This is a genomic window from Methanonatronarchaeum sp. AMET-Sl (genome assembly GCF_029854155.1).
Lineage (GTDB): Archaea > Halobacteriota > Methanonatronarchaeia > Methanonatronarchaeales > Methanonatronarchaeaceae > Methanonatronarchaeum.
In genome coordinates, this window is the sequence record NZ_CP122958.1 from 555,001 (window position 1) to 571,155 (window position 16,155).

Below are 16,155 nucleotides of genomic sequence, written 5' to 3' on the forward strand. Positions count from 1 at the left end.
ATGTTTTTGTTTGATTGGTTTTTGTTGGGTAGGTGTAGGAGGTTTTTGGTGGGTAGGGCGAGGGGTTGTGTGCTTGAGGTTGGTGTGGGTACTGGCTTGAATTTGCCTTTTTATGGTGGTGAGGTTGAGGTTGTTGGTGTTGATTGTAGTGAGGGTATGTTGGTTGGTGCTTTTGAGAGGTCTAGGGATATTGATTTGGATGTGGATTTGTTTTTGATGTGTGTTGAGTGTCTTGGTTTTAGGGATGGTTGTTTTGATACTGTTGTTTCTAGTTTTGTTTTATGTAATTTTGATCCTGTTCGGGGTTTAAGGGAGATTGAGAGGGTTTGTAAGCCGGGGGGTCGTTTGTTGATGTTGGAGCATGTTCGGCCGGATAATAGGTTTCTTGATTTTTTGTTTCGTTGTGTTAATCCGGTTAGTAAGTTTTTATTGGGTGAGGATTTGCGTAGGGAGCCACTTAAGTATTTAGAGGGGTCTGGTTTTGAGGTTGAGCGTGTTGAGAGATTTGGTTGGGGGTTGTTTATGTATATTGAGTGCTCCCTTGAGTGACCTCCTTCTCTCCCTAAAGAGAAGTAGGGTCTTAGTCTTGAGTGGAGATATTGGAGTCTTTATTTTTCTTGGAGGAGTTTTAATGCGTCTTTGCATGCGGCTACGGCTGGTGCTCCTGCTGTTATGAATATTACTTCCATTAGTTCCATTATTTCTTCTTTTGTTGCGCCGTGGTTTAATGCGCTTTTCATTCTTACTTTTGTACATGGTTCGCATTGTTGAGATGCTACTACTGCTAGTGAGATTAAGTCTTTTGTTTTTGCTGACAGTGCACCATCCTCTAGCAGTCTTTTATTGCACATATTGTATCTCTGGAGGTTTTCTGGGTCTACATCCTCGATTATTTTAAGGATTTCTGGTAAAAAACCCATTTTCCCTTCCATCTCACTCAACATTTCATTTGGATCTTTTTTACCTTCTTTATGTCTTGTCATATTTATCTCCTTATACTAAGGATTGAATGCATAACATAAATTATTTTTTATAGGTTTTTAATACACTATAAAACAGTTTTTATTTACTAATGGATTCAAGGGGGTTTTTATTTGCTTTGAATCAATTATAAACCCCTCTAATATCTCTATATATAGAACTAGAAATAGGTTTTTTGTTTTTTTGTGATTGTTTGTTTAACTTTTCTAGATTTTGTTTCGATGGGTTTTGATTGTTTAGGTTTTGTTTGGGTTTTTGGGTATTTTTAGTTTGAATTTTGTTTGGTTTTCTGTGTTTTTTGTTTGGATATCGATGTTTATGTGTTTTGCTATTTGGTTTATCATGTAGTATCTGACTCCCCAGACGCCGGTTGTGTTTCCTTTGTATGTTTGGCCTGAAAACAGTTTCTGGATGTCTTGATGTAGTTTCTTGCCGTCGTCTTGTATCTCGATTATATTTGTGTCTTTGTTTTGTTTTAGTGTTATTTTGATGTTTTTTGGTTTGGTTGTGTGTAATCGGGTTTTTATTATCTGTTTTATTAATGTTTTTAGGTCTTGTGTTGTCTCTCCGGTTAATGGTTTTTTGGGGAGGTTTTGTTTTATTTTTATGTCTTTGTTGTTTGTTTGTTGGTTTATTTCAATTATAGCTTCTTTTATTGTGTTTGTGATGTCTATCTTGGTTGTGTTGTTGTTTTCTTCGATTTTTTCAAGTTTTTTGGTTAGTTTTAGTGTTTCGTATATTTCGTTACATGTCTTTCTTGCTTCCTCTATGTGTTTTTGTTTTTCTTCAGGGAGGTCTTCTGTTGTAATGAGTTGGAGGTGGCCCCAAGTTGTCTGGTTTTTGCTTGATAGGTCTTGTCGGAGTAAGGTTGATAGGAATTCCTTCCTCCTTTCAGCGCTCCATCTTTTTTTGGTTTCAGATCTTTTTTCAGATTTTAGTTGTTCAAAAGTTGTGTTTAGGTGGCCTATTAAGACGCTTATCAATAAAGATAACAAGAAGAATAGGGATAGGTTTATTAAGGTTATTTCTATGGTTATTAAGAATAGTTCTCCATAATGTAGGATGTAGATTAGGGTTAGGGAGAGTGTTGCTAGGATACTTGGTATTAAATTTAGTGTTCTGATGTAGAACCCGCTTGTTAGTACTAGTGCTACTATTAGGAGGAATAAGGGGTATATTGAGTTAAAAATTAGTATTAAAAAATATATTGCTATGCTTGTTATTAGGAATATTATTGTAGATAGAATGTTTTTTTCGTGGAAGTTAAGGTCCCAAACCCTTTTTAAAAAATACTGACTATTCATGTTGTCTTTCCTTTTTTTGGTTTTTCTATCCGTGTTTTGTTCGGTGGTTATATTTTATCGTAAAAAACTATTTTAAGTGTTTTGGATATTTCTAAAATGTAGTTATTTATTTATACTTGAATTTAAAGTTTAATATGGTTATTTTAATGTAGAAAAAGGAGTAATCTGGACAATAAGTCCTTATGGTTTTTTGTTTTTTTTGGTTTTTATTTGAAGGCTGTATTTATGACATTCTATTCTCACTAAAGAAAAAGAGGATTTATTGCTATACCGAAAACTTTCCTGAGGGTTAAGGATTGTTTTGGTTTCTTTGTGTTATTTATTTGGCTTTTTTTAGGTGTATTATTGTTTTTCTTTGGTGTTTTTTGTAGTTGTTGTTTTTGTGGTGTTTTTGGTTGTACCATGTTATTTTGAGTTTTTTGGGTTGGTATCCATGTTTTTTTGAGATATCTGTTATTATTAAGTCTAGGGGTATTGATTCTTTTTTGTAGATGAAGTTTTCTACGACTATAAATGCCTGTGATTTGGGTTTTGTTGTTTTTGGTTAAGGCTAGTGAGGAACGTTTACCGTTACCGAATAATCCGTATAAGATTTATCGTGTAGAAGTTAATGGGAAGACTTATCCACGGGTGCCGTTACCTAGGTATGTTGCTTTGATGTTAGGGCTGGATCCTGAGTCTATGGTTGATGAATATCAGTTAGAAATTTACGTTGACAGAAAACGAAGGAAAGTAGAGTTTGAGCTAATTGAAGAGAAATATTAATGGTGCTTGTTCAATGGGGATTTACTAAGAAATAGAATTACACTTGGGAGTAGGGTTTCTCATTTTTTAGAAATTCTATTTCCTACCTAGAAACTCTCAAAAAATTTAGTTTAAGTTTTTAACAGTTCTTTTAAATTTCTTGTATATAATCTTCAATCTCATACTGGATTTGTTTTCCGATATCTAATTCAAAAAAATGTAAATCTTGATCTGATATATACTGAAAAGATTGTGGAGGATTGAAATTATCTAACTCTTTGAACGGATCTATCGGAGATGGGAACTCCTTGACCTTTTTTATTTTTATCGCATAAGCAGTATTGGTTCCTTTGAAGTAATTAAAAAATTTTTCTTCAGAAATATACGCCTTATTCTTAACTTTTTCCCATATTTCTTTCGGTTCTCCCTTAAGGATCTTTCCAAATGTAAAATACCCTCTTATTTTTTGTTCATCGGAGTTTGAATATAAATAAATCTTGTTTATATTATTTCGCTTAAATATTTTTCTTCGGAATTCATATTCTTTTTCTCCAGAGAATATGGCTTTTGCGTACTCCGGTTTAATTGATAGTAAAACGTTCATTAATACCCCCTATTTCTTTTATTTTTTGATACTTATTATCTTCTATTTCTTGTATAGATTGAATAGAGCCTCTTACTATCTCTTTTTCTCGCATTTTGTTGAAACTAATAGGTTCTTGTAAATGGAAATGCCATCTAAAAAATATGATTAAAGTTGGTTTTTGTAGTTTTTTTTCTACTTCCTTTTTTTTGTAGACAGTTCGTCTTTTGATGTCATCATAGATTTGATCGAGATTGTTTACGTCTTCTTTAACCTTATTAACGACACCGAGTGAAGTTACCTTTTTTTCATCTTGGGTTCTATAAAATAAAAGCAAATCACCCGGAGCGATTTTCTTTATTTTGCTATGGGATAAATATACTTTTTCAATGACATTTCCTTCGACAATAAACTCGTTAGAAAACTCCTTTAAGGTTTGTTGCCTCCCTCTCCAATTAGTGAATAACCTATCATGGTAATTTGGTTTGATCGGAACTAAAAATTTGTTGCATCCCTTAGTATCTTTGAAATAAGGCCAAAACTTTTCAGAAACTTTAATCGGTTTTTTAGTTTTTAATTTAGTTTTCTTTGGTTCTATGTCTTTTAGATAGATGTCTTCAATCCTTCCATCTTTCCATATTTTTACAGACTCTTTAAAAAATCCAAATTTCGATATTAGTTTTTCCAATCTATCCTTTTCTTTCGTAAAGTGAGTTAGATAAACCTCTTTTAGATTATTTTTTATTGCGTATCTTACTCCTAGCTTAATGAAGAGCTCCCCTATTTTGTTTCCATGCGCAGAAACTTTTAGTGTAGAAAGTTTCAGTCGAGGTTTTTTAGGGAGTTTTGGATCTTCTCCTATTTGTTCCGTTTCTTCTTTGTATATTAGCAAGGCACCGAGTCTATTTTCTTCTTTGTTATTTTTCCAATATACAAAACAGTCTCGACCTTCTTTTTTTATTTTTTTGAACCACTCCTCGAATTCCGGATAATCTTCTTTTAGTGAGTCGAAAAACGGATCATCCAAGTCTAGATTGTAAACTTTAGTTTTTTTAACAGGAATTGGTTTTTTAACCTCTTTCTCGCCTAGTTTTTCATCCAAAAACGAATTTGCTTCCTCGCAAGTTAGAACTCTATCTTCTAGTTCCAGTTTTTCAGAGTTCCTATGTATCCCCTGATCTTCGGTGATAAGATAATTAACACAGTCCTTATAAATCGCAAAGAGTAGATTATAATCAACCTCTTCGTTTTCGTTTTCGGGAGAGCCTACTGCATCTAAGAAGCTTTGAGTATAGGAAGTAGGCGGATCACTAAGCTCTCCATAAGTATCCGCTTTGGACTGGGTTATTTTCTTTCTTTCTTCGTTTCCATCTCTACGGATATCTAGACGTGAGCTAGGGTGAATTAGGGGCTCTACTTTCGGTCTTTGTATTTTATTCATTAGTTCTCGAATCTCTTCTGGAACAATGTGATTGTCTTCACGAGCTATGATAATATTTGTATCCAAGAGAAGCCTTATTTTATTCATAATGCTCTTTTAGGTTTCAATCTATTCCTTCTATTTCTTATCGTTTTCCCTTCTGCTTTTAAGTACCCTCTACGTTTTTAATTATTTTTATAATTTTTGTTAAACCAAAATCTGATAACTATAAATAATATCAAATTCTATGATTCCATTGTTTCCGTTTTCATAGAAAAACGGAAGAAAAAGAGGAATAAAATGAGTAAAACAGGCTATAAAACACAAAACCAACACCAAAAATTACCGAAATACCATAGAGAAACGGAAATACAAAGAATGCTAGAAAAAGCCGACCAAGAAAACCAAAGAGACTACCTAATACTCAAAATACTATGGACCACAGGCCTAAGAGGCAGCGAACTAACAACCCTAAAGAAAAAAGACCTCGAATTCAACGAAAAAAGAATAATAATCAGAGATGGAAAAGGCGGGAAAGATAGGGTCGTACCAATACCCCAAGAAATAAAGAACCTATTAAAAATGTGGACCAACAACCTAAAAAAAACGATAAAGTATTCAAGATCTCCCCCAGAACCTTGAGGAATATAGTTTATAAATACGCAGAAAAATGTGATTCCGAATCCAAACCCCATAAATGGCGACATAGCTTCGCAATTCACTGCCTCAAAAACGGAATGGATCTCAGGACACTACAAAAAATACTGGGCCACAGTTCACTTTCAACCACACAGATATATCTCGATGTAGTGGCCGAAGACATTCAAAAAGAATATGAAAAAATATGGGGTTAAAAACAATTTATAACAAAACTGATGGAACAAAACCTATTTTTTAATTAATTTTTTTTATTTTAGTTTATTTTTTGTTGATTTCGGTTTTAAAAAGGGTTTTTAATTTTAGGGCCTTATTAGGGTGTAAACTTATTTCGGGTTGTAGATGAACATTTAAAAAATAAAGGTACATTCAACCCTGGTTCATTTAAAAAATAAATAACTAATTTTGAACTCATCAAATGCAATAAAAATTAAAAAAATAGACTTAATATACTCGATTTTAGAATGACTGTTGTTTTGTTTGGATTTCTGGGTCTTTCTGTAGTATATTGATAAGATTGTTTTGTAGGAGTTCTAGGTTTAGTATGTAGTCTAGTTCTTTCATTGAGTTTTTGAGTGGGTTTTTCATTTTTTTCCAGGCGTCTCCGTCGGTAATCCAGATTAGGGTTAGGTTTTGTTTTTTTAGGTTTTTGTGTAGGTCTGTGTAGGATCTTGCTATTTCTATTGGTTTGCTGCCTGTGCTGGAGTAGAAGTTTGTTTCTAGGGCTACTATTGGTTCTCCGTTTTCTTTTATTATGAAATCGAATTTTTTATCTGAGTCTATTTTTTTGATTTTTGTTTGTTTTTTGTATGAATAGTTTCCAGCTTTCTCTAGTTCCTGTTCTAATACGTTTTCTATTATTTCTTCGAATATTTTTCCACTTCTGTTTTTACGGGCGTTTGAATCTAAGCCAACCTCTAAACCAAAAATATAGTCATACAAACTATCAATCTGATCAAATAAATCGATTATACCGGTTTTGTCACAGAAATCCACAATCTCCATTATATTAGATTTATCAGGTCCGTTGAAGCTATAACTTGTTATTTCCAGGGTTCTTTCATCCATAATCTTCATGTTGTAATCTCGGACTGCTATAATTAATGGAATAACTTTTGTGATTTTAGGATGTTTTTTTATCAAGTTATGTAGTTTTTGTTTACGTTCGTCTTTTTTCTTTTTTGACAGTACTTGTAACAACATAATCTCATCTTCATATTTCTCAGCCTTCCGCTGGATTTTATTCCAATCTACAAAATAAGAGAAAGTATGATTAGTGCTCTTCAAACAATCAAAAAACACATCAAAGTACTCCTGGAAACTGTCAAACCCAATAAGCTCAAATTTAACCATAACCAAAACCATAAATAAATAACTATAGCAGTCAAAAAACCCTTTCTTTAAACTCAAAAATCCATTAGTTTCTTTCTATTGTTATAAATATCCATTAAATTTATATTTACTGGTTATTGATGTTGCATAGGCTATTAATATTGGTTTATGGTTGAATCAGGAATATTCGTAACACTATATGACAAGGAAACACTAGACCTATATCTTGATAAAGGAGTTTATGGTCAACATATGCCTCCCGAGGATGGACAACCCTCTTCATACAGCAACTACTACAGGGTTTTAGGAGACTACGCATGCTGTCGTGAAAACGACCACGTATTCTTCTTTCTAAAAAGAAAGATCTACTATGGCGGCCAGATAAAAGGCTCCAAAGAAAAAGGAGCGTTCCACATAAACGGACAACACAGCCCCATGGGGAGAAAAGCCAATGCAAAACTAGTTTGGAATGAATCAAAAAGAGAAATATACGAAGAAACCGACACACCCGGAGTATTCAAAGTCAACGACAAAAAAAGATGCCAGCCATTCATAATCACGTTCAAAGACAAACAAAACCTTAAAGGCCGATACATAACCTCAGACAAACTCTACTTCAAACTAGGAGAATACCCCTACCCACTACCCTCAAACAGCATACAAGGAATGGGATTCTGCACAATAACACCAGGCGAAACCCAAACACTACTAAACCTACTAAAAAAACCAACAACAAACAAAAGAAACCCACAAAACAACGAAAACATAAAACTAAACGGAAAACCAACCCCATACAAAACAGAATACACAATTAAAAAAACTAGTGAAGCAGAAATAGAATCACAGCTAGAAGCGGCATTAACTGCAAACCCAAAACTACTACCACCCAAACTACAACCACCCAAAAAAGCAGCCATATGCCGACAAACACCAATCTCCCCCTTCAAACCCAGCCAGATGGATAAAGCCGATATAACAATCTACACAGAAAAACAAATCAGAGACGGAACAATACCAAACACAGTCATAGAACTAAAAAACGATAAAGCAGGAAAACAAGCAGCCGAACAAATAAAAAGATACCACAAATGGCTACACAAAAGACTAGGAAACGAAGCCAACAAAATCGATATCCATATACTAGCAAAAGACTACACAAAAACCTTCAACAACTACCTACCCCCCAAAACACAAAAACAAATACAAAAACACAAACTCACAGACACAAACAACAATCAAGAAACATTAAATATCCGATAACTTCTTCTGACGACGACCCCGCCTCTCACCAGGAGATACATTAGTAGCAATAACCTCATCAACCTCACCCCGGCCAGAAGCATCACAATTAATACTACGACTAACCCCCTTCAAATCAACATAAAAACCAGCGTCCTCATACCTATCACGCATCACACCACTATTACTAACAACCACAAACACATCCATCTCATCAAGCTCCTGCAAAACATCAATCAAACGAACCTGATCATCAAAATCAAAACCATCCGCACTATAATCAGTAAAATTAGCCGTAGCACTCACCGGCTCATACGGAGGATCAAAATAAACAATATCTCCCGACTCTACAACATCAACAACAAAACTAAAATCACGATTAAAAATCCTAGTATCCTGTAACGCCTTACTGGCTTCCAAAACCTCTTGTTCCCTCACCCAATCAGGATTCTTATAACTCCCAATCGGAACATTAAACTCACCACTACTATTAAGCCTGAACAAACCATTAAAACAAGTCCTATTCAAATAAAGCAATAAACCAGCCTCAACCAAAGGATCAAAATCCTCACCCCTCGGCCTCCGATTAAAAAGCTCCCTCTGCTGATAATAATAATTCTTAGCATCAGAATAATCTCTGTCAGGGTCAGGGTCAGACCGAGGATGCTTAAACCCCTTGACGACCTCGATTAACTCTTTTGGGTTATCACGAACCTGCCGATAGAAATTCATAAGCCTAGTATTAGTATCATTAATCGCCCCATCCTTAGGAGATAGTTCAAAGAAAACAGCGCCTCCACCAAAAAAAGGCTCATGATACCTATAGAAGTTAGCCGGAAACCTAGCTAACAAATCATCAAGAATCTCCCTCTTACCACCAGCCCACTTCAAAACAGGAACAACCATCAACAAAAAATACACCCCCAAACCATAAAAAACTTACCATTAAATATAGATTTAATGGATATCTAGGCAACAAAAACAAATACCAACAAAAAAACAACAAACAACAATGCCCAAAAAACGAGACAAAAAAACCGGACAATACAAAAAAACCTACAAAACACAACAATTCATAAAAGCAATCAAAAACACAAAAAACCCAACAACCAAAAAAATAGCCAAACAAGTCGGCTGCTCATACAACACAGCCTACAAAAAACTAAACCAACTACAAAAAAACCAAAAAATAACAAAACAAAAAATCGGAAACACACTAATATGGCAAACAAAAACACAAAACAACACAAAAAAATGAAAAACACAAAACAGCTCCAAAAAATCGGAAATGCACTCCAAAACCTATTCAAAAACGACGAATTCCTATTAAAAGAAGACGCAAACGAGAGAACTATCACTCACAAACTAGCCAGCCACCTACAAAAAGAATTCCAGAAATACACAGTAGACGTAGAATACAACAGAATGAAAAACAGAGAAAATGATGAACGAACAACCAAAAAAATAGAAAGAATAAAACAACAAACCGAGAAACAGGAGGATTGTTGGGGAAAAATAAAACCTGAAGATACCAATGCAAAAACAATCTACCCAGACATAATAGTACACCAAAGAAACACCAATAATAACTTAATAGCAATTGAAATAAAAAAATCAAATAACTCTGACAAAATATGCGATATAGCAAAACTCCAAGGATACAAAAACCAATTCAACTACGACACAACCATATTCCTAAAACTAAAAGTAAACGAAGAAAAAACAAATACCGATTATATAGCAGAAGCCATTGAAATAAAAAAAGAAAACGATGAACAACCAGAAGATATAACTACTCAAATGAAATCAAAAATTTAATCCCTTAAGTTTCTCTCAAAAAATACTTATTACTGTTATAAAGGTAAGCTTTTGAACATTAAAGTACGGATTATATAAATTAAAAACGTTTAATCTATATTTCAAATAATGTTTTAGAGAGTTTTTGAATTTATTTTTTTAAAATTATTTTTTAGGCTATTTCTTCCATTAGTCCGCTTTTTTGTAGTATTTGTTTTAGGTTGTGTAGGTTTTCTGATGCTTGTATGACTTCTTGGACTTTCATGTAGGATGTGAATTTGTTTAGTTCCCCTCCTACTGCTTCTATTTCTTTTTTTAGTTTTTCTAGTTCTTGTTGGTTGGATACTAGTATTAGCTTTTGGAGTGTTGGGTCTGCATTCTTAGCTTTCTGTAGGTTTAGTATTGCTGAGTCTCTGCTGCCGCTTTTGTGTACTTCGAATGCGTATGCTATTCTTCCTAGGTTTGCTATTTTAGTGCTCCATTTTACGTCGATTCGGGCGCCTGGGGCAGCATGATATTCTATGTCTACATCGAATCCTAGTCCATCTCCAATCTCCTGTAAAGTATCTCTTATCTCGTTGTGGTCGAAGTCTTTGATCTTTTTTCCTTCTTTTTCTTTTTTATCTATTTCTTTTTGTAGGTTTGTTTCTTCTGTTATGTAGTAGAGGAAGTAATCTAATTCTAGAAAATCATTTATATCCTGATTTTTCTCTTTTAATGTGTCTTTGAGGTCTTTCATAACTTTTAAGAACTCTTTATATTCTTTATCAGTGAGGGTGGTTTTTGTTAGTGGGAAAGATAGTTTATCGGAGTAGTTTAGCATTTGTAATCCATTTCGTGCTTTACGGTTCCATATAGCTGCTTGGTTCGGGTGATAATATGTTAGTAACTCAGAGACCACACCGGTCCCCATCATCGGGATATTAGTAAGAGCGGTATATTTTTCTTGTAAATCTCCATGTTTATGGAATGCATTTAAAAAAGATGTCCTGATGTCCTCTATGTCTTTCTCCATTATTTTATCAACAATGTAGTCTTTATTAGTCCACATCTGGAAAGCCCATAACTTTCTAACAATCTCCCTAATATCGCCTTCACCAAAATCCATTATACTCTCTTCAGAAAATTTTTCCCTAACCCAGTTTTTCCTAGAATTCCTTTCCTCAACATCATCTACAAGCTCCAACGATTCAGCTTCCTTAAACTCCTCAAACAACTCAACCAAATCCCCAACACCTAAAGACATTCAAACACACCTCAATACAAAACACCCAAACAATCTAAAAATAGATATAATTCCAAAAACACATATAATTAAGTCCCAAACCAACCAAAAAACCTAAATAAAGAAACTTATATCCAACATCTCTATAAAAACTCTAAGGAATATAGTTCATAAATACCTTGGGAAGTGTTATTTTGAATCTAAATCTTTTAAATGGCTACACAGCTTCGCAATCCGCTTTCTCAAAAACAGAATGGGCTTAAGGAAACTACAAAAAAATCCTGGAAAACATCTCACCATCAACACCCAAATATATCTATACGTATTAACCGAAGAGATTCAAAAAATATCAAAAAAATGTGAAATTAAAGAAATAAAAAACATCGAATATAAAGTTCATAATTTATTTTAAAAGTGTTTTCCAAGATCTCTACGACAATATTAGACTAAAAACGCAATCAAAAATGAATATTTTCCGATAAATACTTTGAAATTAAAAAAACAGGTGTTACGAATATTATTGTTAGCAAAAATGAGACATATTCTATTTCAAAAACTTCTATTAAATATAGATATATGTAATCTACAAATAATAAGGAAATGATTGAAGCAACCACTAAATTAAGCTTATACTCAGAGACCGGAGATCCTTTTTCCATAATATCGAGATTAAATGTTCTAAAGAACTGTTGTATTCGAATGAACGGAAGTATTAGTAGGCTTTTAATAAACATTACGAATAAAGGTATTGAAATAAACATTATTATTAGTAAGTGAAAACCAGTTGGTTCTATAATTAATTCTAAAAAATAGTTTTTAACTATAAAAGCGGTCCAAACAGCAATTAAGGTAATTAAAGCCTCTGGTTTTAGCTTAAATGACATGATATTTTCATTTTGAAAATCTTTTTTATTTTTACTAATTTATAAATTAACTAGAAAAATAGTTTTTAAAAATATTATTTTGGAATTTAATGCAAAGTTATTTTTATAAACAATATTTTAAAAAGATATATTAATGGTTGATATAACTGGCGGCACGATTTTTTCTTGGGTTATGAAATTTACAAGGATAAGAAATTTACTCGGTTTCTAGCAGTACTCCCTATCCTAACATTTTTCTACTAATTCCATCTTTGATTGTTGTAACAATATTTTGGGTTTTAATTGATAATTTGGTTAAAAAGATTAAAAAAAGATTAAAGCGGTTTAATAATCCTAATAAAGAAGATATAGTCAAATATCTTCGTAAAGAATTGAATAACTGGATATTAATTGTAAGTGGTATTACACTCCTTATATCACTACTCGCCCTAATTATGGTCTTTATAGAATTTATAAACACAGTTGGTGCAATAAGCTTAATTTTATTAGGAGGATGGATATCATCCTTCACATATGGTATAATAAAAACATTAATTTGAACACTTGATAATCTGAATTAGAATATGCAAGTTTTATCGTTTATAAAAGGTAAAGGTGGATACCTTATTTTTCTGTATATACCTATGGTTGGTTAAAAAAGGGAGAGTTTACAAATGAAATATAGAGAATATTAAGGTTACTATTAATTGAATATGGTTTTTTGTATGTTATTTGTAGTATGCTTGTTATAGTGTGCTTGGGTTTGGGTTTGGGTTAGGTTATGTTTTTCCGTAGAGGTGTTCTGCTTGTTTGACTATTGGTTGGATTAGGGGTTCGTATTCTTTGTGGGGGAATCCTTCGGTTTTTAGTATTTTTTTGACTTCTGATTTCATTTTTGCTTTGATTTCGTTTCTTGATGTCCAGTCTATGTCTGTTTTGTTTTTTAGTCGGTTTTTTATTTTTGTTGCTATTTTGGTTAGTTTTTCTTGGTATATTTCTTTTTTTTGTTTCTTGTTGTATTTCGTTGGCGTAGTTTTTGAGTTCTAGAACTATTATGTTGTTTTGGATTAGGGGTTTTTTATCGGTTTTTGGAGAAGAATGGAGCCGCAGAGAATAGTGATTTTATTTGATGTGACATAAGACTCGCCATAAATTCCTTGTGGATTGTTGTTGAGAAGTCTGTGGAATATTTTATGGGATTGATGTGGGACAGTGTCATCATGGATAGCGTCTTTAAAATAAAGGGTGAAGTAAGGTGAAGAGGGCTATAGGTGTTAAGAAAAATATAAAAGAGTTGTGGGAAGTGCTAATACAAGAAGGTATAATGAAGGCTGGATCACTGTATAGCAGGTCTATTAACTATGTGGTCGAAGTCTTTGATTTTTTTTCTTCTTTTTCTTTTTTATCCATTTCTTATTGCAGCATATTGACAAGGTTTTTTAGCAAACTCACTTAAGAAACTTTTATTTTTGGGTGTTCTTTGATATAGTTTTTATTATACTTAAACTGAGGATATTTGGGATTGTCTTTTGTTAAAATCTGAATATTTAATCTTTTTAACAAAGTTTTTTTTTTAAAAAAAAATAAAATTAAATATTCAAATAATTTTATTTTTCTAAAGTTGGTGTTTATGAATGGGTTATTATGATGTAGCTCAGATCTGTTTAAATGGTCATGTAATTACAGAGAGATCTAAGGGATTTCACCAAGCTACACAGGAGTTTTGTAGTAAGTGTGGAGAACCTACTATTGAAAATTGCCCTAATTGTGATACAAAGATTCGAGGGGAGTATGTGGTTGAAGGAGCGGTATTTTTTTCAGAATATTCGGTGCCAAAATTTTGTCACGGTTGTGGAGAACCTTACCCTTGGACAAAGGAGAAAATACAGGTTGCAAAGAAATATGCGCAGATGTTAGAGAATTTAGATGAAGAAGAGAAACAGACTGTGGAAAAAAATATCGATGACATTATAAAAGACAGTCCTAGAACTAAAATAGCGTCTTTACAATTCAAAAAAAATTTAGATAAAGCTAAAGGAAAAGCAAAAAAAGAACTAAAAGATATAATAGTGGAAATAGCAAGTGAAACAGCCGTTAAACTATTAAAAGGAGAATGATGATTAAAGAATATTTTAAATGTTTATTAATTGTAAAAAACTCCAACTAAAATACATTTTTCATTTTTTTCTCCAATAGGAACTGAGAAAAAATAGAATTTACTTACTATAGTATCTCCATTTCTTAATTTCTCGTTAACCTTATCTTCAAGTTTGCCGATTCTATCATCATCCCATCTTTGTTTTCTTAGACCATTTATAGATCGAGATTCTTCATCCACCCCCCATAAAAATACTTTATTATTAATTTTCTTGGATTCTTTCTCTATATTTTCAATTATGCTTTTACAAGGGTTATCTTTACTTAAATCGTCTCTATCTTTGTATTCTATCAGAATATTCTCTTTTGTTGTTATGGTTTCTTTGTGCCGAGTGTATCCTTGTTGAAGATTTATGATTTGATTTATTCCTGACTTAAAGGGTTTTTCAACCTTTTGAGAAATTATATGTAACAAAACACATCCTAAGACCCAAGATATAGTTTCTCCTTCGATATTTAGTATATTATTATGAAGTTTATTTAAGAAATTTATGTATTCAGGAGAAAGTTGGGTTTTTTCTATGTTTAAAAGGGATACATTATTGATTTCCAATTCTTTTGATGCTATTTTTTCAGACGGATGGAAAATTGAACATTTATTCCCATATACTATATCTCTGAAAATATTTTTAGCAAAATTAATATCAATATCTATGTGTTTATCGGCATATATGACATGGATATCTTGGGGTATACTACCTTTTTTCCTTATTTCTTTCTCTCCTTTTTTTTGGATTTCTACAGCCTTTCTATAATCAGTAATATCATTGAAAAAAGATGAATTATCCTTAGTAATACCCCGGAGTTCTTGATAACGTGTTTTTTGCCTTTCTAACCCATAAATGTACTCTTTAAATTCACTTTTAAAAAAATTAGGGTTTGAATAGTTTTTATTACCCCAGCGTATTTCTTTAATATGGTGTTGATGGTTATTTATTTTCAATTTATTCCCGTTTATTTTAATCTTATCACTTTGAATCCATTTCTTTTCTAATTCATGGTTTGAAAATTCAAATTTACATTCAATACCACTTGTGCCTTCATAAAATGAAATTATTCTTACATTTTTCTTTTGATAATGATACTTTCTTTCAGCCACACCTATAAAATCTCTAAAAGTACTTGATCCAGTATCAGTAAAATGTGAAAACTTTAATTCCCCATTCTTGGCTTCGAAAAGTGCTGCACTTAATATATTATCGATGTCCAAAAATCTCCTTATTAATTCTATTTCCTCTTCTGCTTCTCTAATAGATAAACCTTTTTCAGCCTTTACATGTGTTAATAAAAACGAAGATTTGTAAAGTATGAGCATAGCATATTTACCTTTTTCTCTCTGTCTTTTTTGTAGATGATCGCAAAATTCTCTTAGCAAATCTTCTATTATTCGCTTTTTAACGAGGTCATGTTCCTCCGTTTCCTCACCTAAAATTTGTGTCACCCATTTTCTATGGGCTTCATTCATTTTAGATTCTTGAATATGAGTCGGATACCTCAGTTTACTTTTTATATCTTTTAGTAAATTTTTTATATCTCTTATATCAGAAGACGAAGTAAGATTTTTGTTTTTTATTTCCGAAGCGTGGTTAGGTTTTACCTCCCTATAAAAAAATTTAGCTTCTTTTTTTTCACCATCTCCCGATAATCTATTTTGATGTTGCATATCTTGAAACCACTCTGTTTTTTCAATCAATAGATAATTAATTTTTTGTAACAACCCCAATATATAAAAACGGCCAAAAAAATAGACTTAATACAAGTAAACAATACCGCTAAGTATTTGAATATATTATAAAAACCTATACAAAACATTCTAATTAAAATTATGAGGTGTAGAGTAGTAGGTTAGTCCC

17 protein-coding genes and 1 pseudogene (1 of these 18 only partly in view) are annotated in these 16,155 nt (G+C 32.5%); 9 read left to right on the forward strand and 9 right to left on the reverse strand.

Features of this window, described 5'->3' with window-relative positions; all coding sequences use genetic code 11:
• Positions 1 to 549 carry the 3' portion of a methyltransferase domain-containing protein gene (locus tag QEN48_RS02740; RefSeq protein WP_280108879.1) on the forward strand. Its footprint begins 63 nt before the window's first position, so 549 of the gene's 612 nt are visible here — the last part of the coding sequence; its start codon lies beyond the left edge, outside the window; the stop codon is at positions 547 to 549.
• A gap of 59 nt (positions 550 to 608) precedes the next feature.
• On the opposite strand, the gene QEN48_RS02745 is transcribed toward QEN48_RS02740, so the two are convergent.
• Together QEN48_RS02745 and QEN48_RS02750 are read right to left on the reverse strand one after the other, a co-directional pair.
• Positions 609 to 983 (reverse strand): carboxymuconolactone decarboxylase family protein, encoded by a 375-nt coding sequence (locus QEN48_RS02745; RefSeq protein WP_280108880.1) that lies wholly within the window; start codon positions 981 to 983, stop codon positions 609 to 611.
• Positions 984 to 1,217: 234 nt separating this feature from the next.
• Complete coding sequence (locus tag QEN48_RS02750; RefSeq protein ID WP_280108881.1) at positions 1,218 to 2,285, reverse strand: ATP-binding protein; 1,068 nt, start codon at positions 2,283 to 2,285, stop codon at positions 1,218 to 1,220.
• Positions 2,286 to 2,798: 513 nt separating this feature from the next.
• Here QEN48_RS02750 and QEN48_RS02755 point away from each other — a divergent pair.
• Complete coding sequence (locus tag QEN48_RS02755; protein WP_280108882.1) at positions 2,799 to 3,050, forward strand: hypothetical protein; 252 nt, start codon at positions 2,799 to 2,801, stop codon at positions 3,048 to 3,050.
• A gap of 130 nt (positions 3,051 to 3,180) precedes the next feature.
• Here QEN48_RS02755 and QEN48_RS02760 read toward each other — a convergent pair whose 3' ends face one another.
• Both QEN48_RS02760 and QEN48_RS02765 read right to left on the reverse strand, forming a co-directional pair.
• Entirely contained in the window at positions 3,181 to 3,633 is a 453-nt protein-coding gene (locus QEN48_RS02760) for a hypothetical protein (RefSeq protein ID WP_280108883.1), read from the reverse strand.
• Positions 3,611 to 5,140, reverse strand: coding sequence for an EVE domain-containing protein (locus QEN48_RS02765; RefSeq protein ID WP_280108884.1), 1,530 nt, complete (start codon positions 5,138 to 5,140; stop codon positions 3,611 to 3,613). Before QEN48_RS02765 ends, QEN48_RS02760 begins: the two co-directional genes overlap by 23 nt.
• A gap of 192 nt (positions 5,141 to 5,332) precedes the next feature.
• Here QEN48_RS02765 and QEN48_RS02770 point away from each other — a divergent pair, with 192 nt between their 5' ends.
• On the forward strand, positions 5,333 to 5,674 hold the full coding sequence (locus QEN48_RS02770) for a tyrosine-type recombinase/integrase (protein WP_280108885.1): 342 nt from the start codon (positions 5,333 to 5,335) through the stop codon (positions 5,672 to 5,674).
• The gene (locus tag QEN48_RS02775; RefSeq protein ID WP_280108886.1) at positions 5,671 to 5,886 is read left to right on the forward strand and encodes a tyrosine-type recombinase/integrase; all 216 of its coding nucleotides are present in this window, start codon (positions 5,671 to 5,673) and stop codon (positions 5,884 to 5,886) included. The genes QEN48_RS02770 and QEN48_RS02775 overlap by 4 nt, the downstream gene beginning before the upstream one ends.
• 262 nt (positions 5,887 to 6,148) lie before the next feature.
• On the opposite strand, the gene QEN48_RS02780 is transcribed toward QEN48_RS02775, so the two are convergent.
• On the reverse strand, positions 6,149 to 7,042 hold the full coding sequence (locus QEN48_RS02780) for a DpnII family type II restriction endonuclease (RefSeq protein WP_280108887.1): 894 nt from the start codon (positions 7,040 to 7,042) through the stop codon (positions 6,149 to 6,151).
• A gap of 147 nt (positions 7,043 to 7,189) precedes the next feature.
• On the opposite strand from QEN48_RS02780, the gene QEN48_RS02785 reads away from it, so the two are divergent.
• On the forward strand, positions 7,190 to 8,281 hold the full coding sequence (locus QEN48_RS02785) for a hypothetical protein (protein WP_280108888.1): 1,092 nt from the start codon (positions 7,190 to 7,192) through the stop codon (positions 8,279 to 8,281).
• On the opposite strand, the gene QEN48_RS02790 is transcribed toward QEN48_RS02785, so the two are convergent.
• Positions 8,267 to 9,166: a DNA adenine methylase gene (locus QEN48_RS02790; RefSeq protein WP_280108889.1), complete on the reverse strand. Its 900-nt coding sequence runs from the start codon at positions 9,164 to 9,166 to the stop codon at positions 8,267 to 8,269. The two genes, QEN48_RS02785 and QEN48_RS02790, sit on opposite strands and share 15 nt — an antisense overlap.
• 106 nt (positions 9,167 to 9,272) lie before the next feature.
• Between QEN48_RS02790 and QEN48_RS02795 the strand changes: the two genes are divergently transcribed.
• Both QEN48_RS02795 and QEN48_RS02800 read left to right on the forward strand, forming a co-directional pair.
• Positions 9,273 to 9,518 carry a hypothetical protein gene (locus tag QEN48_RS02795; protein ID WP_280108890.1) on the forward strand — a complete coding sequence of 82 codons (246 nt, stop codon included), beginning with the start codon at positions 9,273 to 9,275 and terminating at the stop codon, positions 9,516 to 9,518.
• On the forward strand, positions 9,482 to 10,078 hold the full coding sequence (locus QEN48_RS02800; protein WP_280108891.1) for a hypothetical protein: 597 nt from the start codon (positions 9,482 to 9,484) through the stop codon (positions 10,076 to 10,078). The genes QEN48_RS02795 and QEN48_RS02800 overlap by 37 nt, the downstream gene beginning before the upstream one ends.
• Before the next feature lie 151 nt (positions 10,079 to 10,229).
• On the opposite strand, the gene QEN48_RS02805 is transcribed toward QEN48_RS02800, so the two are convergent.
• Positions 10,230 to 11,303 carry a hypothetical protein gene (locus tag QEN48_RS02805; RefSeq protein ID WP_280108892.1) on the reverse strand — a complete coding sequence of 358 codons (1,074 nt, stop codon included), beginning with the start codon at positions 11,301 to 11,303 and terminating at the stop codon, positions 10,230 to 10,232.
• Positions 11,304 to 12,417: 1,114 nt separating this feature from the next.
• Between QEN48_RS02805 and QEN48_RS02810 the strand changes: the two genes are divergently transcribed.
• Positions 12,418 to 12,705, forward strand: a complete 288-nt coding sequence (locus QEN48_RS02810; protein WP_280108893.1) for a hypothetical protein — start codon at positions 12,418 to 12,420, stop codon at positions 12,703 to 12,705.
• A gap of 219 nt (positions 12,706 to 12,924) precedes the next feature.
• On the opposite strand, the pseudogene QEN48_RS02815 reads toward QEN48_RS02810, so the two are convergent.
• Positions 12,925 to 13,149 (reverse strand): annotated as a pseudogene (locus tag QEN48_RS02815) (type I restriction enzyme endonuclease domain-containing protein); the annotation flags it as partial.
• Positions 13,150 to 13,779: 630 nt separating this feature from the next.
• Here QEN48_RS02815 and QEN48_RS02820 point away from each other — a divergent pair.
• The gene (locus QEN48_RS02820) at positions 13,780 to 14,262 is read left to right on the forward strand and encodes a DUF2321 domain-containing protein (protein ID WP_280108894.1); all 483 of its coding nucleotides are present in this window, start codon (positions 13,780 to 13,782) and stop codon (positions 14,260 to 14,262) included.
• A 26-nt stretch (positions 14,263 to 14,288) separates the two neighbouring features.
• Here the strand turns inward: QEN48_RS02820 and QEN48_RS02825 are convergent, their stop codons facing one another.
• Positions 14,289 to 15,995 (reverse strand): hypothetical protein, encoded by a 1,707-nt coding sequence (locus QEN48_RS02825; RefSeq protein ID WP_280108895.1) that lies wholly within the window; start codon positions 15,993 to 15,995, stop codon positions 14,289 to 14,291.
• Positions 15,996 to 16,155: the final 160 nt, after the last annotated feature.